Annotated in this window: 25 protein-coding genes; 10 read left to right on the top strand and 15 right to left on the bottom strand. The window is 71.7% G+C overall.

The window, feature by feature from the left end; genetic code table 11:
• Window positions 1-148: 148 nt before the first annotated feature.
• The 5 genes from ABZ953_RS37290 to ABZ953_RS37270 all read right to left on the bottom strand — a co-directional run bounded on the left by ABZ953_RS37290 (window position 149) and on the right by ABZ953_RS37270 (window position 4,836).
• Window positions 149-1,753, bottom strand: coding sequence for an ABC transporter substrate-binding protein (locus ABZ953_RS37290; protein ID WP_361733595.1), 1,605 nt, complete (start codon window positions 1,751-1,753; stop codon window positions 149-151).
• A gap of 152 nt (window positions 1,754-1,905) precedes the next feature.
• On the bottom strand, window positions 1,906-2,661 hold the full coding sequence (locus ABZ953_RS37285) for an SDR family oxidoreductase (protein WP_361733593.1): 756 nt from the start codon (window positions 2,659-2,661) through the stop codon (window positions 1,906-1,908).
• A gap of 71 nt (window positions 2,662-2,732) precedes the next feature.
• The gene (gene fabG / locus ABZ953_RS37280; protein WP_361733591.1) at window positions 2,733-3,494 is read right to left on the bottom strand and encodes a 3-oxoacyl-ACP reductase FabG; all 762 of its coding nucleotides are present in this window, start codon (window positions 3,492-3,494) and stop codon (window positions 2,733-2,735) included.
• Between the two features lie 173 nt (window positions 3,495-3,667).
• Window positions 3,668-4,051, bottom strand: a complete 384-nt coding sequence (locus ABZ953_RS37275) for a DUF3037 domain-containing protein (RefSeq protein WP_361733589.1) — start codon at window positions 4,049-4,051, stop codon at window positions 3,668-3,670.
• Window positions 4,048-4,836 (bottom strand): HipA family kinase, encoded by a 789-nt coding sequence (locus ABZ953_RS37270; protein WP_361733587.1) that lies wholly within the window; start codon window positions 4,834-4,836, stop codon window positions 4,048-4,050. The genes ABZ953_RS37275 and ABZ953_RS37270 overlap by 4 nt, the downstream gene beginning before the upstream one ends.
• Window positions 4,837-4,900: 64 nt before the next feature.
• On the opposite strand from ABZ953_RS37270, the gene ABZ953_RS37265 reads away from it, so the two are divergent.
• Window positions 4,901-7,036: a prolyl oligopeptidase family serine peptidase gene (locus tag ABZ953_RS37265; protein WP_361733585.1), complete on the top strand. Its 2,136-nt coding sequence runs from the start codon at window positions 4,901-4,903 to the stop codon at window positions 7,034-7,036.
• A 47-nt stretch (window positions 7,037-7,083) separates the two neighbouring features.
• Window positions 7,084-7,530, top strand: coding sequence for a Rieske (2Fe-2S) protein (locus ABZ953_RS37260; RefSeq protein WP_361733583.1), 447 nt, complete (start codon window positions 7,084-7,086; stop codon window positions 7,528-7,530).
• Here ABZ953_RS37260 and ABZ953_RS37255 read toward each other — a convergent pair.
• Complete coding sequence (locus ABZ953_RS37255) at window positions 7,527-8,177, bottom strand: cysteine hydrolase (RefSeq protein ID WP_361733581.1); 651 nt, start codon at window positions 8,175-8,177, stop codon at window positions 7,527-7,529. The two genes, ABZ953_RS37260 and ABZ953_RS37255, sit on opposite strands and share 4 nt — an antisense overlap.
• 210 nt (window positions 8,178-8,387) lie before the next feature.
• On the opposite strand from ABZ953_RS37255, the gene ABZ953_RS37250 reads away from it, so the two are divergent.
• Window positions 8,388-8,864 (top strand): pyridoxamine 5'-phosphate oxidase family protein, encoded by a 477-nt coding sequence (locus tag ABZ953_RS37250; RefSeq protein ID WP_361733579.1) that lies wholly within the window; start codon window positions 8,388-8,390, stop codon window positions 8,862-8,864.
• A 245-nt stretch (window positions 8,865-9,109) separates the two neighbouring features.
• On the opposite strand, the gene ABZ953_RS37245 is transcribed toward ABZ953_RS37250, so the two are convergent.
• Complete coding sequence (locus tag ABZ953_RS37245; protein ID WP_361733577.1) at window positions 9,110-10,000, bottom strand: LysR family transcriptional regulator; 891 nt, start codon at window positions 9,998-10,000, stop codon at window positions 9,110-9,112.
• Between the two features lie 75 nt (window positions 10,001-10,075).
• On the opposite strand from ABZ953_RS37245, the gene ABZ953_RS37240 reads away from it, so the two are divergent.
• Window positions 10,076-11,167 carry a DMT family transporter gene (locus tag ABZ953_RS37240; protein WP_361733575.1) on the top strand — a complete coding sequence of 364 codons (1,092 nt, stop codon included), beginning with the start codon at window positions 10,076-10,078 and terminating at the stop codon, window positions 11,165-11,167.
• Here ABZ953_RS37240 and ABZ953_RS37235 read toward each other — a convergent pair.
• Window positions 11,158-12,489: an aminotransferase class I/II-fold pyridoxal phosphate-dependent enzyme gene (locus ABZ953_RS37235; protein ID WP_361733573.1), complete on the bottom strand. Its 1,332-nt coding sequence runs from the start codon at window positions 12,487-12,489 to the stop codon at window positions 11,158-11,160. The two genes, ABZ953_RS37240 and ABZ953_RS37235, sit on opposite strands and share 10 nt — an antisense overlap.
• Before the next feature lie 74 nt (window positions 12,490-12,563).
• Here ABZ953_RS37235 and ABZ953_RS37230 point away from each other — a divergent pair, with 74 nt between their 5' ends.
• Window positions 12,564-13,310, top strand: a complete 747-nt coding sequence (locus ABZ953_RS37230; protein ID WP_361733572.1) for a pyridoxamine 5'-phosphate oxidase family protein — start codon at window positions 12,564-12,566, stop codon at window positions 13,308-13,310.
• Between the two features lie 28 nt (window positions 13,311-13,338).
• On the opposite strand, the gene ABZ953_RS37225 is transcribed toward ABZ953_RS37230, so the two are convergent.
• The 4 genes from ABZ953_RS37225 to ABZ953_RS37210 form a co-directional block, all read right to left on the bottom strand.
• Entirely contained in the window at window positions 13,339-14,313 is a 975-nt protein-coding gene (locus tag ABZ953_RS37225) for an SDR family NAD(P)-dependent oxidoreductase (protein WP_361733570.1), read from the bottom strand.
• A 293-nt stretch (window positions 14,314-14,606) separates the two neighbouring features.
• The gene (locus tag ABZ953_RS37220; RefSeq protein WP_361733568.1) at window positions 14,607-15,623 is read right to left on the bottom strand and encodes a DMT family transporter; all 1,017 of its coding nucleotides are present in this window, start codon (window positions 15,621-15,623) and stop codon (window positions 14,607-14,609) included.
• 214 nt (window positions 15,624-15,837) lie between these two features.
• Window positions 15,838-16,923, bottom strand: coding sequence for an EamA family transporter (locus ABZ953_RS37215; protein WP_361733566.1), 1,086 nt, complete (start codon window positions 16,921-16,923; stop codon window positions 15,838-15,840).
• A gap of 112 nt (window positions 16,924-17,035) precedes the next feature.
• Entirely contained in the window at window positions 17,036-17,632 is a 597-nt protein-coding gene (locus ABZ953_RS37210; protein WP_361733599.1) for a Clp protease N-terminal domain-containing protein, read from the bottom strand.
• A 195-nt stretch (window positions 17,633-17,827) separates the two neighbouring features.
• Between ABZ953_RS37210 and ABZ953_RS37205 the strand changes: the two genes are divergently transcribed.
• Entirely contained in the window at window positions 17,828-18,016 is a 189-nt protein-coding gene (locus ABZ953_RS37205; protein ID WP_361733565.1) for a hypothetical protein, read from the top strand.
• A gap of 120 nt (window positions 18,017-18,136) precedes the next feature.
• Window positions 18,137-18,568: an SRPBCC family protein gene (locus ABZ953_RS37200; protein ID WP_361733563.1), complete on the top strand. Its 432-nt coding sequence runs from the start codon at window positions 18,137-18,139 to the stop codon at window positions 18,566-18,568.
• Between the two features lie 162 nt (window positions 18,569-18,730).
• On the opposite strand, the gene ABZ953_RS37195 is transcribed toward ABZ953_RS37200, so the two are convergent.
• Entirely contained in the window at window positions 18,731-19,402 is a 672-nt protein-coding gene (locus tag ABZ953_RS37195) for a PadR family transcriptional regulator (protein ID WP_361733561.1), read from the bottom strand.
• Window positions 19,403-19,612: 210 nt separating this feature from the next.
• On the opposite strand from ABZ953_RS37195, the gene ABZ953_RS37190 reads away from it, so the two are divergent.
• Window positions 19,613-20,434 (top strand): PhzF family phenazine biosynthesis protein, encoded by an 822-nt coding sequence (locus ABZ953_RS37190; protein ID WP_361733559.1) that lies wholly within the window; start codon window positions 19,613-19,615, stop codon window positions 20,432-20,434.
• Between the two features lie 155 nt (window positions 20,435-20,589).
• Here ABZ953_RS37190 and ABZ953_RS37185 read toward each other — a convergent pair whose 3' ends face one another.
• The gene (locus tag ABZ953_RS37185; protein WP_361733557.1) at window positions 20,590-21,372 is read right to left on the bottom strand and encodes a type II CAAX endopeptidase family protein; all 783 of its coding nucleotides are present in this window, start codon (window positions 21,370-21,372) and stop codon (window positions 20,590-20,592) included.
• A gap of 189 nt (window positions 21,373-21,561) precedes the next feature.
• Here ABZ953_RS37185 and ABZ953_RS37180 point away from each other — a divergent pair, with 189 nt between their 5' ends.
• On the top strand, window positions 21,562-23,337 hold the full coding sequence (locus ABZ953_RS37180; protein ID WP_361733555.1) for a substrate-binding and VWA domain-containing protein: 1,776 nt from the start codon (window positions 21,562-21,564) through the stop codon (window positions 23,335-23,337).
• Window positions 23,338-23,359: 22 nt separating this feature from the next.
• Here the strand turns inward: ABZ953_RS37180 and ABZ953_RS37175 are convergent, their stop codons facing one another.
• Window positions 23,360-24,880: a glutamate--cysteine ligase gene (locus ABZ953_RS37175; protein WP_361733553.1), complete on the bottom strand. Its 1,521-nt coding sequence runs from the start codon at window positions 24,878-24,880 to the stop codon at window positions 23,360-23,362.
• Between the two features lie 483 nt (window positions 24,881-25,363).
• Here ABZ953_RS37175 and ABZ953_RS37170 point away from each other — a divergent pair, with 483 nt between their 5' ends.
• On the top strand, window positions 25,364-25,948 hold the full coding sequence (locus ABZ953_RS37170) for a hypothetical protein (protein WP_361733551.1): 585 nt from the start codon (window positions 25,364-25,366) through the stop codon (window positions 25,946-25,948).
• Window positions 25,949-26,191 lie beyond the last annotated feature (243 nt).

Below are 26,191 nucleotides of genomic sequence, written 5' to 3'. Positions count from 1 at the left end.
GGAGAGGCCTACGACGAAGCGAAGGCCTTCCCCCGCCACTCGCCAACGGAGATCCTCCCGGAAGCCGCTTGACGGCTTAGCACCGTGGGATGTCTACCGGCGCCCACTGACAATCGACCGGCCGCCCGGCCCGCCATCAGCTGGCCCGCTACCAGCTGGTCTTGCGCTGCAGTTCCCACATCATCATGATCGCCGAGGGGTCGAGGGCGCGTTCGCCGCCCGCGATCTCCTCGCTGGAGAGGATGTACTGCTTGCCCTGCCACAGCGGCAGCAGCCTGACGTCGTCGACGAGGATCTCCTGGGCCCGCTCGAACTGGTCGATGACCGCGCCGCGGTCCGCCTCCCTGCGCTCGCGCGGCAGGATCTCGTCGGTGATCTCCTTGGACGGGTACGGCGTGTTGAGGACGTTCTTGGGGCCCACGAACGGCGCGATGAAGTTGTCCGCGTCGGGGAAGTCGGGGAACCAGCCGCGGCCGAACACGGGGTACTCGCCGTTGCTGTAGCCCTCCTGGAACTCGGTCCACGGGCGGCTCTTGAGCGTGATCCTGAACAGGCCCGAGCTCTCCAGCTGCCGCTTGATCTCGGCGAACTCCGGCTCGGTCGCCGAGCCGTAGCGGTCGGTGGTGTACCAGAGGGTGAGCGGGACCGGCGCGTGGATCCCGGCGTCGGTGAGAATCTTCCTGGCCTTGGCCGTGCTGGGGTCTCCGTAGTCGTCGAAGAACCCGGTGGCGTGGCCCGTGAGCCCTCGCGGGACCATCGAGTACAGCGGCTCGACGGTGTCCTTGTAGATCTTGTGGGCGATCGCCCCGCGGTCGATGACCTGCGCGAAGGCCTGCCGTACGGGCAGCTTCCGCGCCCACGGGTCCTTGGTGTTGAACACCAGGTAGCGGACCTCGGTGCCCGAGCCCTCGACGAGCTCGATGTCCTGTTCGCGCCTGCCCCTGCCCTGCATCTCGACGATGTCCTTGGAGGCCAGTCCCCGGAACGTCACGTCGATCTGCTTGTTCTTGAGGGCGTCGATCATGGCCGACGACTTCTTGAAGTAGCGGATGGTGACGGCATCGTTCTTGACGTCGGCGGCGCCCTTGTACTTGTCGTTCCTGACCAGCTCGGCCCTGTCGTTCGCGGTGTACGCGTCGAGGGTGTACGGGCCGGAACCGGTGATCTCGTCGCCCTCGCGGAGCTTGTTCGCCGGGTACTCGACGGGGTCGACGATCGACATGGCGGGCGTCGCGAGCACGAACGGGAACGTCGCGTCCGCCTTCTTGAGCCGGAAGACGACGGTGCGCTCCCCCTTCGTCTCCACCTTGTCCAGCGAGCCGAGCAGACCGGTCGGCCCGCCCTTCGCCCCGATGGTCCGTATACGGTCGAAGGAGTACTTCACGGCCGCCGCGTCCAGCTCGTCGCCGTCGGAGAACTTCAGGCCCTCCCGCAGCTCACAGGTGAAGACGGTGCTTGAGCGGTCGCTGAACCCGCAGGACTTCGCCGCGTCCGGCTCGGGTTCGGTGGCGCCCGAGGGGAAGCTGAGCAGCGTCTGGAAGACGTTCCTGTACAGCTCCCACGAACTGTCCCAGGCCTTGGCGGGGTCCAGGGTGCTCGGCGCGCTCATCGTGCCGACGGTGACCTGATCCTCGCCGTCCGACCCTTCGGAGGAAAGCACCCCGCAGCCCGCGAGCAGGGATATGGACGCGATCGCCGCCACCGGTCGCAGACCCCTGGTGGTCCGCTTGGCTGGGGGAACTTCACTGAACACGCGCTCGCTCCTCGATCGGCCATGCCATGGAATCGGGAGACAATATCGCAGTGCCCTGCCGGACCAACCCGTAACGCCGACAGGGCACTTGATGTGGGTGTACGTCACTTAAAGCGGCGTACACGGCGCACTCGGTGGGTACGCGGCCTTCGTCAGCCGACGCCCGCATTGAGGAAGATGCCGCCATCGACCACGAGTGTCTGGCCCGTGATCCAGTCGGACTGGCCGGACGTGAGGAACGCGGCGGCGCCCCCGATGTCCTCCGGCACACCGAGCCGCCCGAGCGGGTAGGCGGCGGCCGCCTCCTCCTCGCGGCCCTCGTACAGCGCCTGCGCGAACTTGGTCTTGACGACCGCGGGAGCGATCGAGTTCACGCGCACCTTCGGCGCGAACTCGTGCGCCAGCTGCAGGGTGAGGTTGACCATGGCGGCCTTGCTCATCCCGTACGCCCCGATGAAGGGCGAGGCGGAGACGCCGGCGACGGAGGCGATGTTCACGATCGCGCCGCCGTTCTCGCTCTGCCAGGCCTTCCAGGTCTGCTGGGCGAAGCCGAGCGCCGAGATGACGTTGGTCTCGTACACCTTGCGGGCCACGTTGAGGTCGAGCTCGGCCATCGGGCCGAAGACCGGGTTGGTGCCCGCGTTGTTGATCAGGAAGTCGACCCGGCCGAACGCCGCCATCGCGCGCTCGACGGCGACCGCCTGGTGCGCCTCGTCGTGGGCCTTGCCCGCGACACCGATGACCCGGTCGGAGCCGAGCCTCTCGACGGCCTCCTTGAGGGCGTCCTCGTTGCGTCCGGTGATGCAGACGCGGTCACCGCGGGCGACCAGCGCCTCCGCGATGCCGTATCCGATGCCGCGGCTCGCGCCCGTGACGAGCGCGGCCTTCCCACTGTCCTGCACAGCCATGTCCTCTGCCTTCCGGGTCTACCGGGTCTGCCGGGTCTTGCAGGTCTTGCAGGTCTTGCAGGTCTTGCAGGTCAGTTGAGCGGGCCACCGGCCACGTACATGACCTGCCCGGAGACGAACCCGGCCGCGTCGCCCGTGAAGAAGGCGATGGCGTTCGCGATGTCGTCGGGGCGGCCGACGCGCTGCACCGGGATCTGCGTGGCGGCCGCGGCCTGGAAGTCCTCGAAGCCCATGCCGACGCGCTCGGCGGTGGCCTTCGTCATCTCGGTGACGATGAAGCCGGGGGCGACGGAGTTGGCGGTGACGCCGAACTTGCCGAGCTCCTTGGCGAGGGTCTTGGTGAAGCCCTGCAGGCCGGCCTTGGCGGCGGCGTAGTTGGCCTGGCCGCGGTTGCCGAGCGCGGACGACGAGGAGAGGTTCACGATGCGGCCGAACTTGGCGTCCACCATGTGCTTCTGGCAGGCCTTCGACATCAGGAAGGCGCCGCGCATGTGCACGTTCATGACCGTGTCCCAGTCGGTCGCGCTCATCTTGAAGAGGAGGTTGTCGCGGAGCACACCGGCGTTGTTGACGAGGATCGTCGGCGCGCCGAGCTCCTCGGCGATACGGGCGACGGCGGCCTCGACCTGGGCCTCGTCGGACACGTCACAGCCGACGGCGATCGCCTTGCCACCGGCCGCGGTGATCTGCGCGACGGTGTCCTTGCAGGCGGCCTCGTCGAGGTCGATGACGGCCACGGCGCGGCCCTCGGCGGCGAGCCGTACGGCGGTCGCCGCGCCGATGCCTCGCGCTGCGCCTGTCACGACAGCGACGCGCTGCTCAGTGGTGGACATGCTGGTTCTCCTCGCCCTTGGATACGACTCTTGGGGTGCGGCCCACGGTACGCCCCGATGGTGAGCGACCGCTTAGTACCTTCAGCTGGACGAGACGCTAGAAGCCCTGGCACCGGGTGTCAACGGCCCACAGAGAGGTGTGACGCAGAGGCGCTCCGGTGAGGTGTGGCTCTTCACCGCACCAGCAGGCCGAGGAGGCGGTCCACCTCGGCCTCGGGATCCGCCGTCAGACCGGTGTGCACAGGCCCCGGCTGAACCACCGTGGAGCGCGGCGCGATCAGCCACCGGAAGCGCCGCCCCGCGTCGTCCCGCTCGGCCTGGCCCGCGGCGGCCCCGCCCTCGCAGATCCGCTCGACGGCGCCGAGCGCGGCCCTGATGCCGGGCACGTCGGCCGCCTGATCCAGGGCGAGGAGCTTGGCCTCGTCCAAATGCGTGCGGGCGGCCACGAAGGACTTGGCGCGGCAGTAGACCACCACCCCCGCGTTGAACTGCTCGCCGCGCTCCACCCGCGGCACGACGCGCACCAGCGCGTACTCGAAGACGTCCCGCTCGCTCACTTGACGGCCCCCTTCGGCTGCGGCTCGCCCAGCGCGATCCGTTCGTGGATGGTCGCCGCGCGCGGCAGCAGTGCCGCCACGTACGCGCGGCGCACCTCGTCCGCGCCGTCGAAGCCCGGCTCGTCGGCCAGCCACTCCTCGGGCACCTCGGCCACGACCTCGGTGAGCAGCTCCTGGGTGACGAGGGGGGCGAGCTCGGCGGCGGCCGCCGCGATGTCGGGGCCGTAGGGGGCGAGAACGTGGTCGGACGCGTCGTACGGCTTGGCGGCCGAGGTCCCGGCGGTGCGCCAGTTGTGGTGCCAGATCATGCTCGCCCCGTGGTCGATCAGCCAGAGGTCGCCGTGCAGGCGGAGCAGGTTGGGGTTGCGCCAGGACCGGTCCACGTTGTTGACCAGGGCGTCGAACCAGACGATCCGGCCGGCCTCGGCCGGTCCGACGTCGTAGGCGAGCGGGTCGAAGCCGAGGGCGCCGGAAAGGAAGTCCATGCCGAGGTTGAGGCCGCCGCTGGCCTTGAGCAGCTGCTGCACCCGCTCATCGGGCTCGCCGAGGCCCAGGACCGGGTCGAGCCGGATCCCCACGAGCCGCGGCACCCGCAGCCCGAGCCTGCGGGCCAGCTCACCGCAGATCACCTCGGCGACGAGCGTCTTGCGCCCCTGTCCCGCGCCGGTGAACTTGATGACGTACGTCCCGTACCTGCCGTGGTCGTCGGCCTCGACGACCCCGGGCAGCGAGCCGCCCTCCCGCAGGGGCGTGACGTAGCGGACCGCGGTGACTTCGCTGAGCATCGCCCCAGATTACTGCGGGCTCCGAGCTGTTCGATCACGTGCCCGGCTGCCTACAGTGCCCGGCATGGACTCAACCGGCCTTCCTCGGCAGTTCGCCCGCACGCGCCGGTTCTCCCTGGGCGTGCCGCGCGGCTTCGCGGTCTCTCCGGACGGTGAACGGGTGCTGTTCGTGCGGTCGACCGCGGGCGACGACCCGGTGGGCAGGCTGTGGCTGTACGAGGACGGGGCCGAACGCATGCTGGCCGACCCGGCCGCTCTGGGCACGTCGGGGCCGGTGCCCGAGGCGGAGCGGGTCCGCCGGGAGCGCGCGCGGGAAGCCTCACAAGGAGTGGTGGCCTACGCGAGCGACCTCCACGCGCGCGTGGCCGCCTTCACGCTGGGCGGCGCGCTCTGGCTGGTGGCGACGGACGGCGGCCCGCCGCGCCGGATCCGCACGGCGGGCCCGGCGGTCGACCCGCGCCCCTCGCCGGACGGCTCCCTCATCGCGTACGTCTGCGGCGGCTCCCTGCGCGTGGTCGGCGCCGACGGTACGGGCGACAGGGCGCTCGCGGAGCCCGAGAGCGCGGAGGTCACGTACGGCCTCGCCGATCATGTGGCCGCCGAGTCGATGGACAGGCAGCGCGGCTACTGGTGGTCTCCGGAGAGCGACGCGCTGCTCGTCGCGCGCGTGGACGCCTCCCCGGTGCGGGTCTGGTGGCTCTCGGACCCGGCCCGCCCGGAGCTGGCGCCGCGCGCCGTCCGCTATCCGGCGTCGGGGACCGCGAACGCCGAGACGTCCCTGCACATCCTGCGCGTCGACGGCACGCGGATCCCCGTGGTCACTCCGGAGCGCGCGTCGGAGCACCACGTCGCCGGGGAGTGGACGGACGACGCCTTCGACTACGTCCCCACGGCGCGCTGGGACGCCCACGGCCCGCTGATCACGCTGCAGACCCGCGATCAGCGCTCGGTCCACGTCCTGGAGGTCGACCCGCGGACCGGCGGGACACGGACGGTCGACCACCGGAGCGACCCCGCCTGGCTGGAGCTCATGCCGGGCACCCCGCTGCGCCTGGACAGCGGCCGACTCGTACGGCACGGCCGGGCACCCGGCCGCACGCGCGGCCTGCGCGTGGGCGACGCGAGCACGCCGCGCGGCCTCCAGGTGCGCGAGGTCCTCGCCGCCGCGGGCGAGCGCCTGTGGTTCACCGCCTCGATCGAGCCGACGGAGGTGCACGTCTGGGTCTGGTCGTTCGAGCACGCGGACGGCTCCGGCGCCCCGCGGCAGCTCAGCGAAGGCCCCGGCGTGCACACGGCGGCTGTCGGAGGCGACACCGTGGTCCTCGACAGCAGGACTCCCGATGGGCAGACCGTGACCGTGCTGCGCGGCGGCGAGCCCACCGGGCGGATCGCCGTGTACGCGGAGGAGCCGGTCGTGCCCCCGCGCCCCCGCCATCTCACGCTCGGCAAGCGGGAGTTGCGCAGCACGCTGTATCTGCCGTCCTGGTACGAGCCGGGCGGCGGGAAGCTGCCGGTGCTGCTCTCCCCGTATGCGGGTCCGGGAATGCAACTCGTGGTCCACGCGCGCGCGTGGTGGACGGTCGTGGCCCAGTGGTTCGCCGAGCAGGGCTACGCGGTGCTGATCACGGACGGGCGCGGCACGCCAGGGCGCGGCGACGACTGGTCCCTGGCGGTACGCGGGGACCAGCTGACGCCCGTGCTCGACGACCAGGTGGACGCGCTCCACGCGGCCGCGGAGCGGTTCCCCGACCTCGACCTGGAGCGGGTCGGCATCCGGGGCTGGTCGTTCGGCGGATATCTGACGGTGGGCGCCGTGCTGCACCGGCCCGACGTCTTCCACGCGGCGGTGGCGGGCGCGGCCCCCTCGGACCTGCGCCTCTACGACACGCACTGGAAGGAGCGCTACCTGGGCCATCCCGACGTGCAGGCAGCCGCGTACGAGAAATGTTCGCTGGTCGCACACGCCCACCGGCTGAGGCGGCCGCTGATGCTGGTGCACGGGATGTCCGACGACAATGTGCTCCCCGTCCACCTGCTGCGGCTCTCCTCGGCGCTCCTTGCCGCGGGCCGCCCGCACACCGTGCTGCCGCTGTCCGGCGCGAGCCATCTGGTGAGCCAGGAGGACCAGGCGGCGAACCTGCTGCGGCTCGAACTGGACTTCCTGAACGGGCACCTGGCGACGTCGGCATCGGGGCGTTGAACCTTGACCGTTTGAACACCGCGGCCCGCGGCCGCGTACCACTGGCCATGACACCTTCCCAAGAGACCGCCTCCGGGCCGGCCGCCGGGCCCAGCCGCCGTATCGTCATGGCCACGCTCGGCGCCGCGGGGTGCGCCGCCGCTCTCACCGCCTGCGGCGGCAGCGGCAGCGACGACAAGAACTCCTCCCAACCCGCGGGCGCCGCAGGGGACGCCCTCGCCCACACGTCGGACATCCCGGTGGGCGGCGGCAAGATCTTCGAGGACGCGGGCGTGGTGGTCACCCAGCCCACCGCGGGCAAATTCAAGGCCTTCTCGAACCGCTGCACCCACAAGCAGTGCCCGGTGTCGAGCGTCGAGGGCGGCACCATCAACTGCCCGTGTCACGGGAGCAGGTTCGACATCACCGACGGCAGCGTGAAGGGCGGCCCCGCGCCGAAACCGCTGCCGTCGGCCGAGATCACCGTGACGGGCGGCTCCATCGAGCTGGCCTAGGACCTGTCGTCTGGATCGGGCCGCTTCCAGGCGCCGAGGACCTCGTCCGTGGTGGTGACGGTGGCGACGAGCGCGAGGGTGTTGCGGACCATCGCGGGCGTGTAGTCGGCAGGGACCCCCGCGATGGCGTCGGCGGGCACGACGGCGGTGTAGCCGAGGTTCACGGCGTCGAACACGGCGTTCGGGATCGCGACGTTGGCCGAGACGCCGGTGACCAGCAGGGTGCGGCAGCCGATATTGCGCAGCAGGGGGTCCACGTCGGTGCCCGCCACGGGTGAGAGGCCGTGCAGACGGCGTACGACGAAGTCCTCGTCGGAGACCTCGATCGGCGGCGCGATCCGCACGGCGGCGGTGCCCGAGAGCTGCCGTACGGGCAGCCGCTCGGCAGCGCGGAAGAGCCGGGCGTTGTGGTTGGCCCCGCGGCCGTCGGGCCGCCGCTCGGCGACCGCGTGCAGGACCTGCACACCGCTCCGGTGCGCCGCGGCGACAAGGCGGGCGACATTGCCGAGCGCGCCCGACGCCCGTGCTGCCGCGGCGAGTTCGGGCAGGGCGCTCTCCGTGCCGACGACGCCCTGCTGGCACTCGACGGTCAGCAGGGCGGTGGTGGCGGGGTCGAGGAGTTCCCTGAGCTGCTCGTACGACGGCATGGCTCCCCCTTGTCACGGGCGTCCGGGACGCCGGTCGGCGGGCCGGCGCCCTCCCGGGCCCGGAGTGCGCGCGAGGCTAACGGCCATTGCGCCACGAGGGAAGAGCCCTCATCCTTTCCTGGCGCACGGTTACTGACACACAGTCAGGACCACCAGGCCGACCGCACGGCGGACCCGTACGGCCGGATCGCCATTCGGGAGGGACCACACATGGCCGTCACGCAGCGCCGGGGCCGCAGGATCATGATGACGCCGGACGAGCTCGACGCTTTCCTCACCGCGGAGCGCACGTGCCGGGTGGCGACCGTGTCCCCGAACGGCGCCCCGCACGTCAGCACGCTCTGGTTCGCCTGGGACGGCACCTCGCTGTGGCTGTACTCGGTCACCCGCAGCAAGCGCTGGGCCGACTTGCGCAAGGACCCGCGGATCGCCGTGGTGATCGACACCGGTGAGGAGTACGGGGAGCTGCGCGGCGTGGAGCTTTCGGGCTCGGTGACCTTCGTCGGCGAGGCGCCGCGCACCGGCGAGCCGTGCCCCGAACTCGACGCCCCGGAGCGGCTGTTCGCCCGCAAGGTCTTCGGCCTCGACGAGATGCCGCACGACGGCCGCCACGCGTGGGCCCGGCTGACACCGGACGCCGTCGCGTCGTGGGACTTCAGGAAACTGGCGGATATCGGCCCGCGGTAAGTCGATATGGGCACCCGGGAAGCCGACATGCGCCCCTAGGAAATCGGCTGAGGCCCTACCGCAACCCCGCCCCCGCCGCCCTGAGAGCCTGTCTTTGAACCCCCGTCGTCCGCGCGAAGCGCGGGCGCAGCGGCGGTCGGTGCGTGCGATCGGTGTGCGGAGTTCCAGGTCATGTGGCGGAGCCACCTGTCCTGGGACACCGTGCGCCGAGCGTGCGTGCCGGGCGTCGGGGCGCAGACGGGGGTTCAAAGACAGGCTCTGAGGGCCTCCGCCGCCGCCCTGATCGAGGGGCGGCGGTCCGCGTCCGCGCGCCACACCACGTACACATGCCGCCGCACCCGGTGCCGGACCGGCACCGTGCGCACGCCCGTCGGCATCGGGTCGCGGCCCAACTGCGGTGCCACGCACACGCCCAGACCCGCCGCGACCAGCGCGAGCTGGGTGTGGTGCTCCTCCGCGCGGTGCGCGATACGCGGCTCGATGCCCTTGCCACGCAGCGTGAACATCAGCCACTCATGGCAGAACTCGCCCTCCGCCCAGGTGATCCACTCGTCGTCGGCGAACTCCTCGAGGTCCACTTCGGCGCGGTCGGCGAGGGGGTGCGCCGCGGGCATCGCGACATCCGCGGGGTCGTCGAGAAGAGGCGCCTTGACCAGGCCGTCCGGGATGGGCATCGGCTTGTTGTACCAGTCGAGGACGATCGCCATGTCGATGTCGCCGCGCACCACGGCCGCGACGGCAGGCACCGGCTCCATCTCCTGACAGCTCACCCGCAGCCCGGGGTGGTCGGTGCGCAGTGCGGACAGCGTGGCGGGCATCAGGCCCCGCGCGGCCGTGGGGAACGCGGAGATCCGCAGCTCACCGACCGCCTTGCCGCGCTGCTCCTCCAGGTCCGCCTGCGCGAGCTCGACCTGCGAGAGGATCCGCGCGGCGTGCTCCGCGAGCAGCCGTCCGGCGTCGGTCAGGCGCACGCCCCGGCCGTTCTTGGCCAAGAGCTGCTGGCCCACCTCCCGCTCCAGCTTCGTCATCTGCTGCGAGACCGCCGACGTCGTGACGTGCAGACCCGCGGCCGCGCCGCTGACCGAGCCGTGCCGGGCGAGGGCGTCGAGGGTGCGCAGGCGCTCCAGGTTCAACATGTAAGTGATGCTACGCGATACGCCATACGAAAACTCACTTGTGCTACGAGATCGTCAGGGTCCATCGTGAGACGCATGAGCACCGCACCCCCGCCGCCCCGGTCAGCCGCCCCACCGGCCACCGGCTCCCCCGCGCCCGTGCCCGCGCCTGCCCCCGCACCCGCACCCGCACCCGCCGACTCCACCCGCGCGCGAGCCGAGAGCGACGCCTCCGGGCGCCCCGCCCTCGACTGGCGCATCCGCTTCGGCGTCCTCTCCCTGATCTGGGGCTTCAGCTTCCTGCTGATCAAGGTGGGCACCGATGGGTACGCACCGTTCCAGGTCACCCTGGGCAGGCTGGTGTTCGGCACCCTTGTGATCGCCGCCGTGCTCGTGGTGAAGCGGGAGCGACTGCCGCGCGGGGTGCGGACCTGGCTGCATCTGGCGGTGGCGGCCTTCCTGCTCAACGCCCTGCCGTTCTCGCTCTTCGCGTACGCGGAGCTGACGATCCCGTCGACGCTCGCCGGGATATGCAACGCGACGTCGCCCCTGTGGGGCATGGCGCTCTCTCTCGTCGCGCTCTCCGAGGACCGGCCGACCCGCCGCCGCGTCGCGGGCCTGGGCCTCGGCTTCTTCGGGGTGCTCACGGTGCTCGGCGCGTGGCAGGGCTTCAGCGGGGTGGATCTCCGCGGCATGACCATGGCGCTGCTCGCCTCGCTCAGCTACCCGGTCGGCTGGATCTACGTGCGCCGCACGCTGGCCGGCGCCGGGCACTCGAACCTTTCCCTCTCCGGCGGCCAGTTGCTGATCGCGTCCGTCGAACTGGCCGTGGTGACACCGCTGTTCACTTCGATGCCCGCACACTTCCCGGTCGTGCCGCTGCTTGCGGTCGTGGCCCTCGGCGCCCTCGGCACCGGGGTCGCCTTCCTGCTGCAGTACGCACTGGTCTCCGAAGTCGGCCCGACCACCGCCCAGATGGTCACGTACTTCGTCCCCGTCATCGCCACCGCCGCGGGCGTCGCGGTGCTCGGCGAATCCCTGAGCTGGTCGACGCCGGTCGGCGCGGTCATCGTTCTGGCGGGTGCGGCCCTCACCCAGTCCAGGCCGCGCGGCGGGAGGATCGCCGCCGGGTCCGGGCCACGCCGTCCCACGACGAGCGCGGCAGCCCGGCCGCCCCGTCAGTCGTAGCGGCGCGCGGGCGCGGGGCCGGTCGCGGCGGCGACGGCGTCCGCCACCGCCGCGATGCCCTCGTCGTCGAGCGCCGCCACGGTGATCCGCACCCCGGGCGGCGTCGCCAGCCTGAAGCGCGCCCCAGGAGCCACGGCCCAGCCCGCGTGCAGCAGCCGGGCGACCGCCCCGGTCTCGTCGGGCACCGGCACCCATACGTTCAGGCCGCTGCGCCCGTACGCGAGAACACCGCGCTCGGCGAGCGCCGAGATCAGCGCGTCCCGCCGCCGCCCGTAGGACGCCGCCACCACACGGGCGTCGACCGCGCCATCGGCCCAGAGCCGGGCGACGGCGCGCTGCTGCAGCCGGCTCACCCAGCCGGGCCCGAGCCGCTGGCGCCCGCGCACCCGGTCGACGGTGACGGCGTCGCCCGTGAGCACCGCGAGCCGCAGGTCGGGGCCGTACGCCTTGGCGGTCGAACGGGTGAGGGCCCAGGTGCGGGTCGCCCCGGCCAGCGGGTGCAGCGGCAGGTCGACGATGCCGTGGCCGTGGTCGTCCTCGATGAGCAGCACGTCCTCGTGGGCGGCGAACACCTTTCGCAGGGCACGCGCGCGTGCAGCGGTGACGGCGGCGCCCGTGGGGTTCTGCGCCCGGTCCGTCACGACGGCCGCCCGGGCGCCTGACGCCAGCGCCCGCTCCACGTCGGCGGGCAGCGGCCCGTCGTCGTCCACGCCCACCGGGACCGCACGCAGCCCCAGGGCGGACACGAGGTCGAGCAGGCTCCCCCAGCCCGGATCCTCCAGGGCCACCCCGTCGCCGGGCTTGAGGTGGGCGGCGAGCACCCGCTCGATGGCATCGAGTGATCCGGAGGTGACGGCGAGGGGGGCGTCGGGGACGCCGTCGGCGTCGAAGGCCATGCGGGCCTGCCGTTCGAGCTCCGGGTCCACCGCGGCCTCTCCGTAGAGGACGGGTTGCCGGTCGCTCTGCGCCGCGGCCGCCGCGAAGGCCGCGCCGAGCGGGGGCAGCAGCTTCGGGTCCGGATTGCCCTTGGAGACGTCGCACACCCCGGGCGGCGCGTCCACCCGGATGAGTTCCCGCGTGGTGGTGGCGGGCTTCGCACGTACGCGGCTGCCGCGTCGCCCGGCCGTCTCGATGACCCCGCGTTCGCGCAGGGTGCGGTAGGCGGCCGCCACAGTATTGGGATTCACCCCGAGACGCGTCGCCAACTCCCGCATGGGCGGCAGCAGTTGACCCGGCTCCAGGCCGCCGTCACCCACCGCTCGCTCCACGCTGGCGGCAATCTCGGCTGCGCGCCGACCTTCGATCGGATACTCTCCTAGCACAAACCAGATTATGCACTAGTGCAATAGCTGCCGCAAGCCGGAGAAGCGGCACAGCAAGCAGTACAAGGAGAGCCATGCAGACGACGCCGAGCACCACCGACACCACGCCGCCGCAGAGCGCCGCCTATACACCGACCGACCGCACGATCCCCACCCGCTCGCGGGAGCGCGCTTCGTACGACCGCGAAACGGTGCACGCGATACTCGACGAGGCCTACGTCTGCCATCTCGGCTTCGTGCGCGACGGCGCCCCCGTGGTGCTGCCGACGCTCTACGGGCGGGTGGGCGACCGCCTGTACGTGCACGGCTCGACGGGGTCCAGGCCGCTGCGCATGGCGGAAGCCGCCTCCTCGCAGGAGCAGGAGCCGGGACGGGAGCCGGGACAGGAGCAGGAGCCGGAGCCGGGGCTGCAGGTATGCCTGACCGTCACCCACGTCGACGGCCTGGTCCTGGCCCGCTCGGCCTTCCACCACTCGATCAACTACCGCTCCGTGGTGGTCCACGGCACCGCCCGCCCGGTCACGGACCCGGAGGAGAAGCGGGCCGCACTTGACGCGCTGGTCGACCACGTCGTGCCGGGCCGCGCCGCCGACTCGCGCCCCGCCAACGCCAAGGAGCTCGCCGCGACCGCCGTCCTCCGACTCGACCTCGACGAGGTGTCGGCGAAGGCGCGCACCGGCGGCCCGAACGACGACGCCGAGGACATGGCCCTGCCCTACTGGTCGGGGGTGGTCCCGCTGCGCGCGACGCACGGCGACCTGATCCCCTCGGCGGACCTCGCACCGGGCATCGAGGTGCCCGACTACCTGGCCTCGCTGTGATCCCGTAACCAGTAACCAGTAACCGCGCCTACTGGAAGCCGAGTCCCGGATCGGTGCCGGTCAGCTCACCGCTGGCGGCCCACAGCTGCGCGGCGACCGCCGGATCCGCCATGTGCGCGGGGACGGGCTCCAGCCGCGGCGCGCCCCGCAGGCCGAAGACCCTCGGACCCCACACCTGCCCGCCCCGGACCTCCGGGTCGAGGACGGCACGGACGATGGGCCACGCCCCGGCGTCCTTTCCCTGCACCAACAGCCCGGCGGGCAGGGCGCGCAGCCGCTCGCCGGGGGTGGTCACGTGCACGGGGGCGCGGGAGGGGGTGAGGGAGTCCAGCGCGCCGCCCGGGTGGGCCACCGCACTGAGCACCGTGCTGCCGAGGGCACGCAGGCGGCGATCGAGTTCGAAGCCGAAGTACATCTGCGCCAGCTTCGACCGGCCGTAGGTGCGCTTGGGCCGGTAGTCCCGGGCCGACTGCAGGTCGTCCAGATCCAGCCGCTCGGACCGCGCCGCGAAGCTGCCCACCGTCACGACGCGGCCGCCCGGAGCGGCGGACAGCAGAGGTGCCAGCCACTGGGTGAGTGCGAAGTGGCCGAGGTGGTTGGTGCCGAACATCAACTCATGGCCGTCCCCGGTCTCCCGACGCGGCGGGTCGTCGAGCGCGACCCCCGCGTTGTGCACCACGGCGTCGAGATGATCGAGGTCAAGCCTGTCCACGGCGGCCTTGAGGGACGACAGGTCGGCGAGGTCCAGTGGCAGGTGCCGCAGGCGCGCGCCGGAGACGCGCGAGCGGATCGAGGCCATGGCGGCGTCGGCCTTCGCCGCGTCCCGGCTGCCGAGTACGACGTCGGCACCGGTCGCGGCGAGCTGCTCCGCGACGAAGTAGCCGATCCCGGCGTTGCCGCCGGTGACCAGGAAGGCCCTGCCTTCGGCGGACGGCAGCCGGTGGACGTCCCACGGGCGGGGTTCAGGCTGAGGGTGAGGGTAAGGGTGAGGCTGGGAAGGCATGGTGACGACGGGCTCCTCGTACTCGGGTCGTTCTCCGGGCGGCGTGCTCGCGGGACGGGCGCATCGCATGGGGGCTGGTCCACAGAACCGACTCATGAGCACCAACCACCCACTCAAGCTCGCACCCGCCACCGACATACCGCCGACAGATCACGGCCGCTTCCGACAGATCACGGTCACGCCTGCCAGATCACGGTCACCCTGCCGGATCACGGTCACCCTGCCGGATCACCGTCACCCCTGCCAGATCACGGTCACCCCTGCCGGATCACCGTCACCCCTGCCCTGCCGGATCAGGGACACCGCCGCCCCGCCACCGCACCCCGCGTCTCCGCGACCGCGAGCCCCGTCACCGCGGCCAGCATCAGGGCCGTGCCCGCGACGGTCGCCGCCGTCAGTGCCTCGCCGAGCAGCGCGACCGCGATGACCGCGGCGCCCACCGGCTCCAGAAGCATGATCACGGAGACGGTCGCGGAGCGCACGACGGCCGCCCCGGCGAAGTACAGCGCGTACGCGACCGCTGTCGGCACGGCGGCGATGTACAGCAAGTAGAGGCCCACACGTACGGGTTCGGCAGTGTGCGGCAGCAGCCCCTCGACCAGGGCGAACGGCAGCAGGCAGAGCGAGACGACGGCGAACGCCCAGACCGTGGTGTCGGACGAGTCGGCCCCGCCGTTCCGCCCCCACCGCCGCGTGAGCAGCGTCATCGCGGCGTACGCGGCCGCAGAGACGAGCCCCCAGACGACACCGTCGGGCCGCACGGTCGCACCACCGCCACCACCGCCACCACCGCCGCCCGCACCGCCCGCACCGCTCCCGAAGACGAGCACGACGAGCCCGGCGAGGGCGCCCATGACGGCGACGGCGCCGCCCCGCCCGAGCCGCTCCCCCAACGTCAGGCGCGCGCCGAGCGCGATAAGGACGGGCCCCGAACCCATGGTGACGACGGTGCCGACCGCGAGTCCGGTCGCCTCGACGGACGCGAAGTAGGCGGTCTGGAACACCGCGAGGGCCACGCCCGTCGCGACGACCCGGCGCACCCTGAGGCTCAGCGGCACGGCATGCGCGGCGCGGGGAGTGACGCGCGGGGCGGTTCGGCGCGCACGCACCGGCCGCATGGCCGCGCGGGCGGCGAGCAGCAGGACGAACCCGCCCGCGCACCGCCAGAAGGAGAGACTGACCGGGCCCATGTCACCGGCTTCGAAGACCAGCGCGGCCGCGGCCCCCGCGGTGCCCCACGCGGTTCCGGCGACGATCAGATAGAGGAGGCCCCGCCCGACGGGAAGCCCGAGGGCGGCGGCGCCACGCACGGCAGCCCCATTCGGAACAGAGGAGGTGGACATGTCGGATGTCGAGCTCGACAGGCGTGACACGTGAGTTCTCCGCAGCAGAGAGGGATATCTGGCTCCGTCTGCGGGCAGCACCGTTCCGCCCGGCCCTCGGGCCGGGCGAGATCCGTGGGCGTCCCGCCGCTAGGCGGCGGGGGGCGGAAGAACGAGCGCTCGTGCGTGCATGATCAGCACGTTAGGACGCGCCGCCGATGCGCGACAACTCCGTTTCGGATGCCGGGACACCACCGTCGCCGTCGGCACCGCCGCCACCCGCGGGGCCCGCGGGCTCGGCCCGCGCCGAAGACTGGGCGATGAACGCGCCCACGAGCACCACCGCGCCGCCGACGACCTGCGGCGCCGAGAGGTGTTCGCCCAGGACGACCCAGGCCAGGGCGGTCGCTATGACGGCTTCGAGGCAGGCCACGACGCCCGCCACCTGAGGCGAGAGCCTGCGCACGGACAGTACGCCGGTGCAGTAGGCGACGACCGTGGCGATGAGCACGATCCAGGCCAGCAGGGCCCAGGCCGGTACGGCCGAACCGTCCAGGTCCGCGTCGCCCGCGAGCACCGACCAGTCCATGCCCCACGGCCGCGCGACCACGGTCAGGACGACAGTACCGACCAGCAGGCCGTACGCGATGACGCCGAGCGGGTCCGGGGCGTCGTCGCCCGCGTCGCTGCCCTGGTCGGACAGGATGAAGTAGCCGACCTGGCAGCAGGCGGCACCGAGCGCGAGCAGCAGTCCCACGGCGTCGAAGCCCAGCCCGGCCCACACCTCGACGACGCAGGCGAGCCCGCCGACGGCGAGCACCACCCCGAGCGCGGCCGCCCGCGTGACGGGCCGCCGCTGCACGAAGCGCACCCAGCCGAGGACGAGCGCGGGCGCGAGGTACTCGATCAGCAGGGCGACCCCGACGGGGATGCGCGAGAGCGCCGCGAAGTAGCAGGCCTGGACGCCCGCGACGGCGAGCAGACCGAACCCGGCGAGCAGCGCGGGCCTGCTGCGCAGCAGTCCGCGGTGGCGCCAGGCCACGGGCAGCATCACCAGGGCGGCGCCCGCCACCCGCAGCCACACCACGTGCAGCGGGTCGAGCCCCGCTTCGATCAGTGGCTTCGCCGCGACCCCGGAGCCGCCGAAGGTGACCGCCGACACCAGGGCGAGGCCGAGCCCGACGCCCCTGCCGCCGCCCTCGTCCTGGCCGCCCGGTCCTCCCGTGGCGGCCGGATTCGCCCGGTTCGCCCGGCTCTCCTGTAGCCCCTCTGACGCTTGCACCGGCACATCATGGCAGGCGGCGTCAGGACCTTCACCCCTGTTGACCGCTGTCTCAACCGGCGGACGTCCCGCCGCGATCAACAGCCGCGATCAGACAGCCGCGATCGAACGGCCGCGATCAGCAGCCGGAGCCCGGCCCTCCGATGTACCCGTGACCGCCTGCACCGGACGCGTACTGCCTGCATCCCGCCTCTATGCGCCGCAGCAGCGCCGGGACTTCGACCCGGGCCCGCCCGAGGACCTCGACGGCGCGGCAGTCCGGGTCGGTGACGAGTCCGGCGAGCAGGTCCATGCCGAGGGCGCGCGGCTCCCCGCGCAGCTCGGCGCGTTCGAGTGCGGCGTCCATCGCGGTGGTGGCGGCCGGTGACCAGCCCGCCTCGGGGGCGGCGGTCACCACCGGCACGGCGCCGGAGTCCTCGACGGTGCCCTGCCACTGCAGGCCGTAGCCGATGCTGCGCTGGACGAGATAGCCGAGGACGCGTACCACCTGCGCGCCGCTCTCGAAGACGGCGCGCACCTCCGGGTCGGCCTCCAGGAGGGAGTGCAGCAGGTGCGCGGTGTCGATCTGCCGGTCCCCGTCCCGCTGGGCGCGGCGGCGCGCACCGGCCACCACGGACGCCAGCTCAGGGCTGAGCCTGGGGTCGAGTTCTGCTCGCGAGTCGAGTTCTGCTCGGTTCGGGCCGGGTTCGGCACCGGGCGGGGTACGGCTTTGCACATCTCCCACCACATCAACCCCTGGGGGCATATGCATCGGCGGCGGGAAGCATCTTCGCGTCCGACACAGGGTGGGCACGGGCGCGTCGGTTGTCCTCCTTACGGATGAGATCCATCGGAGCGCCTCCTCCGGGTGTGCCATCGGGCCGCGCGCGGTCACGCAACCGCGCTGCGGCAGCACACGTCTGAGACATGCATGAAGGACAGGTGCTGGATGGTCGCCCTGCCGGCGCTCGACGGCAGACAGTACGTGTACCGGGTGTACGCACCCGACGACGCACTGCCCGCCGACCTGTTCTGGGAGGCATGGCACTGTCACGACGAGGGGCCGTTCCCGCGGGCGTCGGATCTCTTCGACGCGGCGGTGATACGGCGGGTCGGTTGAGCCGCACCCCGGCCGCCGAACCTGACAGTTCATCAGTATTGAATGTTCCAGGCCCTGCGGCTACGTTCCGCGACACCGTAGCTGCGGCCGTCGCAGCGTCCGACGGGAAGGGGTGGCCGCATGGCCGAAGTCAGCGCGGAAGCACGCATCGAGGCGCCCGCCGAGAAGGTCTGGGCCCAGCTCACCGACTTCTCCTCGTACGGCGAGTGGAACTCCACGCACACGAGCTTCCCCCAGGGCGGCCCCACCACCCTGGAGGCGGGCGGCACCTTCGTGGAGAACATGAAGCTGATGGGCTTTCCCGCCGAGGTCAACTGGACGATCCAGGAGCTGGAGCCCGCCCGCGTCCTGGCCATCGCGGGCAAGGGACCCATGGGCGTGAACGTCGGCACGCGCTACTCCCTCTCACCCGAGGGCTCCGGCACGCTGGTCCGCATCGAGGGGGAGTTCACCGGCGCCGCCGTGTCCCTCATGGCGGGCAAGCTCAAGGACTCGGCGACCGCCGCTCTCAACGAGTCGCTGCGCAAACTGGACGGGTTGGTGACGGTCTGACCCACCCGCCCGCCGCAGGGACCCTGACCCGCCCGGTCTCCGCAGGGGGCCCGATCCCCTCCGCCTCCGTAGAAGAACGGCCGCCACAGAGAGAACGAGGCGCCCCACACCATGCGTGCGGGGCGCCTCGTCCGTGGCGGGGAGCCGTCGGCCTCCACCCGCTCAGTCCTCATCGGCGAGGATCAGATACAGCTTCTTGCGGGCGTCGTTGATGACGGTGACCGCCTTCTCGCGCTGCTCCTTGCTGCCGGTCTTCCAGACCTGGCCGAACGCCTCCATCAGACCGAAACCGGCCTGCCGGATCTCGTTCAGCGTGTCCCAGTCGACCCCGCGCCCAGCCTCTTCCCAAGGCGCGTCGGGGCCTTCCTCGGCCGACGTACGGCCTGCCTCGGTGAGCGAGAAGAGCTTCTTGCCGCCCTCGCTCGCGCTGCTGATCAGACCCTCGTCCTCCAGGAGCTGGAGGGTGGGGTAGACCGAGCCGGGGCTGGGCTTCCACGCCCCGCCGCTGCGCTCGGCGATCTCCTGGATCATTTCGTAGCCGTGCATGGGCCGGTCCTTGAGGAGGGCCAGGATCGACGCGCGCACGTCGCCGCGCCGCGCCCTGCCGCGCGGTCCACCGCGCCCGCCGCGACCGCCCCAGGGACCACCCGGTCCACCGGGGCCGCCCGGTCCCCCGAATCCGGGGCCGAAGGGACCGAACGCGCCGCGCCGCCCCTCGAAGCCGCCGAAGCCGCCGAATCCTTCGCGGCCGAAGCCTTCCCGGCCCTCGGGGCCGCCGCGGCGGCCGTGTCCATGGCCGCGTCCATGCTCGTGTTCAGAACCGTGGGAACGCATAACGATCACTCCTCGGGGTCGTCGATCTTCTGTCATCGACGTGGTGTGGTCGATCGGTAAGCCCGATCTTTGATCAGTCGCGAATCTGTCGCGATGCGTCAACGATATATCGGAACAGTTCGCCTGACAACCCCAGTCCATCCTCGATCCAGTCCAGCGACCCGAGATTGGCCTTACCCCCGGCATTCCGCGGCCCTCTACCGTCATCCCATGCCGACTTCCCACCGCATCCGCATCGTCGACGCCTTCACGAACCGCCCCTTCGCGGGCAACCCGGCCGGAGTCCTGCTCCTCGACGCCTTCCCGGACGACACGTGGCTGCAGCACGTGGCCAGGGAGGTCAACCACGCGGAGACCGCCTTCGCCCACCGGCTCCCCGCGGGCGGCGACGCCGACTGGGCGCTGCGCTGGTTCACGCCCACCGCCGAGGTCGACCTCTGCGGCCATGCCACTTTGGCCACGGCGCACGTCCTGCACAGCACCGGCGCCGCGTCCGGCCCCGTCCGCTTCGCCACCCGCAGCGGCGTCCTCACCGCGACCGCGCACGACGACGGCTCCCTCGCCCTCGACTTCCCGACCGCCCCGCTCACCGCGGCCGACGTCCCGGACGGCATCGCCGAGGCCCTGGGCGCCGAGCCGCTCAGCGCGTACGACACGGGCCGCCAGGTCGGCGACCTGCTGGTCGAGCTCGCCGACGAGAAGACGGTCAGGTCCCTCACTCCGGACCACAAGGCCCTCGTCCGGCACTCCGAACGCGGCATCATCGCCACGGCCCGCGCCGAGGACCCGGCCGATGGCTACGACTTCGTCTCGCGCTGCTTCTTCCCGCGCCTCGGCATCGACGAGGACCCGGTGACGGGCAGCGCCCACACCGTCCTCGCGCCCTTCTGGTCCGAGCGCCTGGGCCGCACCGAGCTGACCGGAATGCAGGCCTCGGCCCGCACCGGCCTGGTCCGCACCCGACTGCACGGCGACCGCACCGTCCTGAGGGGCCGGGCGGTCACGGTCATCGAGGGCGAGCTCTTCGCCTGACGGCACACCGCATACGCACACCGCACACCGCACACGTAACACCGACACCGCACACGTAGAGCCAGTAGCGCACCTGACGCACGACCCCGTACAGCGCTGTGGGGACGTACGAAATCTCGTACGTCCCCACAGCGTCGTATCCGACAGGACCCGCCTCACGCAGGCGTCGGCAGCCACCCCACCTTTCCCGCGAGCAGGGCGTAGCCGACGAACGCCCCGATATCCAGCAGGGAGTGGGCCACGACCAGCGGTCCGACCCGGCCCCACCTGCGGTAGAGCAGCACGAAGACCACACCCATCGCGACGTTCCCGAGGAACCCGCCGATGCCCTGATACAGGTGGTACGAGCCCCGCAGCACCGAACTGCCCGCCAGCGCGGCCACTGGCGTCCACCCCAACTGCCCGAGTCTGCGCAGCAGATAGCCGACGACGATCACTTCCTCGAGGACCGCGTTCTGCACCGCGGACAGCACGAGGACGGGATACTTCCACCACACCTCGGGCAACGCCTCGGGCACCACGGTGAGGTTGAAGCCGAGCCCGCGGGCGGCCAGGTAGAAGGCGATGCCGGTGCTGCCGATCACCGCTGCGACCGCGGCGCCGCGCCCCAGGTCCGGCCACGGCCGCGTCCGGTCGAATCCGATCGTCCGCAGCCCCGCGCGCTCCCGCAGCAGGAAGTGCGCGACCAGCGCGACCGGCACCAACGCCGTGGCGATGCCGAACAATTGCCACGCGAGATCAAGCCACGGCCGCCCCGGCGCCGCCGAGGTGTTCATCGTCGCCGCCTGGTCCTTCAGACCGCCGGGCTTGGTGACCGACCCGACAAAGCTGATCAGCGCGGACACACCGCTCGCCCCGAGCGAGAGAGCCAGCACGAGCAGCGTCTCGTCCCGGAGGATCCGTCGTGAAGTCCCGTTCTCCCGAAAAGAACCGGCCATCGGCCCCGGCTCCGCTTGCACTTCCGCCTCCAGTTGAATAATCCCGCCTCATCCCCATCCTCACCCCACTAGGGTCTCGAATGAAGTTACGAAGATCGTGCGCGACAGGCCGAGGGGGACGGACACCGGTTCCGGGCGTGCGGCCCCCTCATTCCTTGCTCCATCACTCAAGGGAGGGGCACCACCGCCATGGGACGTCACAGCTTGCCCGATGAGCGCGGGACGGCCGCGCCCGCCCCCCGGCCCCGCTCGCGCGGCCGTGCGGTCGCCATCGCCACGGCGCTCGTCCTCGTGATCGCGGGCTCCACCGCGGCGGCGGTCCGCAGCGGTCTGCTCTCCTTCGGCGGCTCCTGCGGCGACGACGCGGTGCGCCTCGACGTCGTGGCCGCGCCCGCGGTGACCCCCGCCCTGCGCGAGGCCGCCGCCGCCGCCCGCGAGGAGGAGATCACCTCGGACGGCCACTGCATCGACGTACGGGTGAGCGCCCGCGACTCGTACAAGGTCGCCGCCGAACTCCGCGCCGGCAAGGGCGATCTTGAGTACGACGTGTGGGTGCCGGACTCCGACACCTGGGTTCAGCAGGTGGGGCTCGGCTCCAAGCAGAGCAAGATCTCACCCGCGGGCAACATCGCCTCGTCGCCGGTCGGCATCGGCATGGTCCCGTCCGCCGCCGAATCGCTGGGCTGGCCGAAGAAGACGTACGACTGGCCGTCGCTGACCACGGCCGCCATGAAGGGCGACAAGCTCCGCCTGGGCGCCGCCGACCCCGCGCGCAGCGCGACCGGCCTGCTCGCCCTCGCCAAGCTGGGCGCGTCGGCGAAGAAGCAGGGCGGCAAGGACGGCGACACCCGGGCCGCCGCCCTGGCGAAGGCCCTCTCCACCCGCACGTCGGACAGCGACGGCCAGCTCCTTGACACCCTCGCCCGTGACGACTCCGGCACCGAGCAGGGCAACCCCCGCCGCAACCAGGCCCTGATCCTCTCCGAACAGGCCGCGTACGCGCACAACGCGTCGGCGGGCGAGGAGGGCAGCCTCGATCTGTTCTATCCCAAGGACGGCTCGCCCCGGCTCGACTACCCGTACACCCTGGTCGAGGACGACGAGATGTCCACCGACATGAGCCGCGCGGCACTGCGCTTCATGACGATGTTCAGCGACGATGAGGGGCAGCGGATCCTGACGGAGCACGGCTTCCGTACCGACCCCGACCAGCCCTCCGACAAGCTGATCACCGCCGCGGGAGGCCGCACCCCGCAGCCCTACGCGGCCGAGGCCGCGGAGCCGCCCTCCGACAAGCAGCTCCAGGAGACCCTGGGCATGTGGACGATCACCGTGCAGAGCGCCCGGCTCAGCACGGTCGTCGACGCCTCCGAGTCCATGCGGCAGTACGTGCCCGGCCGCGACCAGTCCCGTATGGAGGTCACCAAGTCCTCGCTGCTACAGGCACTCGCGGGCTTCACGGACGAGGACGAGATCGGCCTGTGGGAGTTCGCCACCCAACTGGACGGCGCCCGCGACTACCGCGAACTGGAGCCGACCGAACGCCTCGGCGACCGCAAGGGCGACGTCACCCACCGCGACGAGCTTTCGGACGCCTTCAGCGGACTGCAGCCCATACCGGGCGGTGCCACCGGCCTCTACGACACCACGCTCGCCGCCTACAAGGAAGCGCGCTCCACGTACGCGCGCGGCAAGTTCAACGCCCTCGTGATCCTGACCGACGGCGCCAACCAGGACCCGGGCAGCATCTCCCGCGGCTCCCTCATCGCCCAGCTGGAGAAGCTCTCGGACCCCGAGCAGCCGGTGCCGATCATCGCCATCGCCGTCGGTCCGGACGCGGACAAGGACGAGGTCCAGCAGATCGCCGAGGCGACCGGCGGCTCGGGCCACCAGGTCGACGACCCGGCGCAGATCCACGCGGTCATCCTCAAGGCCATCATGCAGGCGGGCAGCAACCAGGGCTGACCCGAAGCGCCGGGCGGGCGCCTCAGCCGGTCGGCACCGCAGGTTCCCGCAGTCCCACGGGCCAGGTGTGGACGGGCTCGCCGGCATGCATCAGCTCGCAGTACCTGCGGGTGGTCGCGGCGAGCGCCTCTTCCCTGCCGAGGCCGCTCTCCCGGGCCCGGTAGTACGTCGTCGCCTGCCACGACGCCCCGTTGACCCGCCGTCGGCACCGCTCCTCGATCACCCCGAGGTACAGGTCCCGGTCGGCGGCCTCCACACCCCACGCGTCGAGACCCGCGGCCGCGAGCGGCAGCAGCTCCTCGCGTACGAGCCGGACGGCCGCCACCTCGGCGATGCCACCGAGCCTGCCGCGCCGCGGCCACTGCAGCGTGGCGTCGATGCCGTGGCGGCACGCGACGTCGAAGTTGCGGGCGGCGGCCTCGAAGGGCAGCCGGGACCACACCGGCCGCGACTCCTCGGCGAGCGCCCGCACCAGGCCGTAGTAGAAGGCGGCATTGGCGATGACGTCGGTGACGGTGGGCCCCGCGGGCAGCACGCGGTTCTCCACCCGCAGGTGCGGGACACCGTCGGCGATGCCGTACACCGGGCGGTTCCAGCGGTACACGGTGCCGTTGTGCAGGACGAGTTCGCCGAGCCGTGGCACGCCGCCCGCGTCGAGGACGCCGAGCGGGTCCTCCTCCTCCATCAGCGGCAGCAGCGCCGGGAAGTACCGGAGGTTCTCCTCGAAGAGCTCCAGCGGCCCGGTGATCCACCGCTCGCCGAACCAGGTGCGCGGCCGCACGCCCTGGGCCTGCAGCTCGGGCGGGCGCGTGTCGGTGGACTGCAGGAACAGCGGCGGCCGCGACTCGCGCCACAGCTCACGGCCGAAGAGGAACGGCGCGTTGGCGCCCACGGCCACCTGCGCCGCGGCGACGGCCTGCGCCGCGTTCCACACATCGGCGAAGCGGCCCGGGGTGACCTGCAGGTGCAATTGCACGGAGGTGCAGGCCGCTTCCGGCGCTATCGAGGCCGAGGTGCAGGTCAGCCGCTCCACGCCCTGGATGTCCAGGGCGAAGTCCTCGCCGCGCGCCGCCACGATCTGGTCGTTGAGGAGGGCGTAGCGGTCGACGTCGGAGAGATTCGCGGACACCAGATCGGCGCGGTTCAGCGTCGGGAGAATTCCGATCATGACAATGCCTGCGGCGATCTCGTTCGCTTTCCTGTGGGCGTAGTTGAGGCCGGTGCGCAGCTCTTCGGCGAGCCGGTCGAGTACGCGTCCGCCGAGCCGGTGGGGGGCAATGTTCACTTCGAGATTGAACATTCCGAGTTCCGTCTGGAAATCCCGGCTCGCGATGCGCTCGAGAACCTGCGCATTCAACATCCTCGGCAGTCCGTCAGGACCGGCGAGATTCAACTCGATCTCCATGCCCATCAGATTCTTGGGCCGGTCGAATCGCCCCTCCTCCAACAATCGCTCCAGCCCCGCCAGACACTCTCGGAGCTTGCCTCGGTAGTGGTGCCGATCGGCCAGGTCGAACGTGCCTGCCACGACCTTCTCCCCCATCGAAGCGTCCCTCCTCGAACCGGCAGCCAAGAGTCCGGCCGCTGTGTACGGGGGATGATGCCCAGGCAATGTGATCGATAACGCCCCGCGCGGGACCGCCGACCGCTACTCTCGACGCAGTTGCTGTCCGGCACATTCACCAGGCATGCGGCACAGTGAAGATTCCGTTCCGAACCACCTGGTCAAAAGCACCGACAGGAATCGGCCGACCGCGTACCGCGGGAAATCCGAGGTCACGGCGTCAAGGCCCGTGCAAAATCGGGATAAACGTCCCACAAGGACGGCGCATAAAGGCCTTGCCGTTAATATCCGGTGCGTCTAGCTGAAACACTGCTCGAACACATCTCGTATAAACTCCGCAATCTAGGCAGAGAGTTGGCGCTCGCGGTTCCCAGCCCCCGCCCCTCTGACCCAGAGCTGACAGCGCCGTCACGCACCTGCCCCCGTTCCACCGTGCCTGTCTAATGAGAGAGGCGACCCACCATGCCGCTGCATGTCCCCCCGGCTCCCGCGCCCGCCCTGCGCAGCGTCCTCGCGGCACTCGGTTCCCCCACAGCCGTACGTGAGGCCCGCACCCCGTCCCTTCGTACGGCACAAGGCCCCGCGAGCCCGGAACTCCCGCTGCCGGTCCACGTGTTGGACCGCATCACTCCAGAGGGCACCTCGCCCATCCGCCTCGCCGGCTGGCGTTTCCTCATCCGCTGCGGCGAGCGTGCCGTCGCCGCGGCCGACACGATGCTGACTCCGGACGGGTGGGCGTTCTCGCACTTCTTCGAAGGTCCGTACATCGCCTCCACGGAGCGCGCCCTGCGGCACGCCGAGGCGATGCCCATGCCGTGCCAGCCGCGACTGCTCTCCGTACCCGAGCTCTATATGCTCACCCTCTGGCTGCACCGCGACTGCACGGACGACGGCGCCGAGGGGCCGCTGGCCGCCACCGACCTGCTCGTTCCACTGGCACCCGCCCCGCCCGGCATCGCGGCCCACCTCCCGCACCGCGTCGCCGAACTGCTTCCGATGCTCAACCACCGCCTGACACCGGCGCCCCTGTTGACCTCGCCCGCCTGACCGCGTCCCACCTGCCTCATCGTGCCCCGCCGCCCCGGCAGCGGGGCACAGTGCTGCCCACCCGAGTGGACTAGCCCACTCAGGCCACCCCGAACCACCCGAAGAGACAGCCAAGTTGGGCTGAACCGTCCGCGCGGGTGATACGTCATTAAGCAGTAGGAGCCGCTGCGGCAAATTCCCTGCGGATTGACGCGCGGAGGGCAACACTGGGATCGGACCGACTACAACGGGGGGCGGTCATGA

Origin of the sequence: Streptomyces sp. NPDC046465, from assembly GCF_040646035.1 — a bacterium.
Classification (GTDB): Bacteria; Actinomycetota; Actinomycetes; order Streptomycetales; family Streptomycetaceae; genus Streptomyces.
This window is presented reverse-complemented; position numbering and strand designations above follow the sequence as displayed.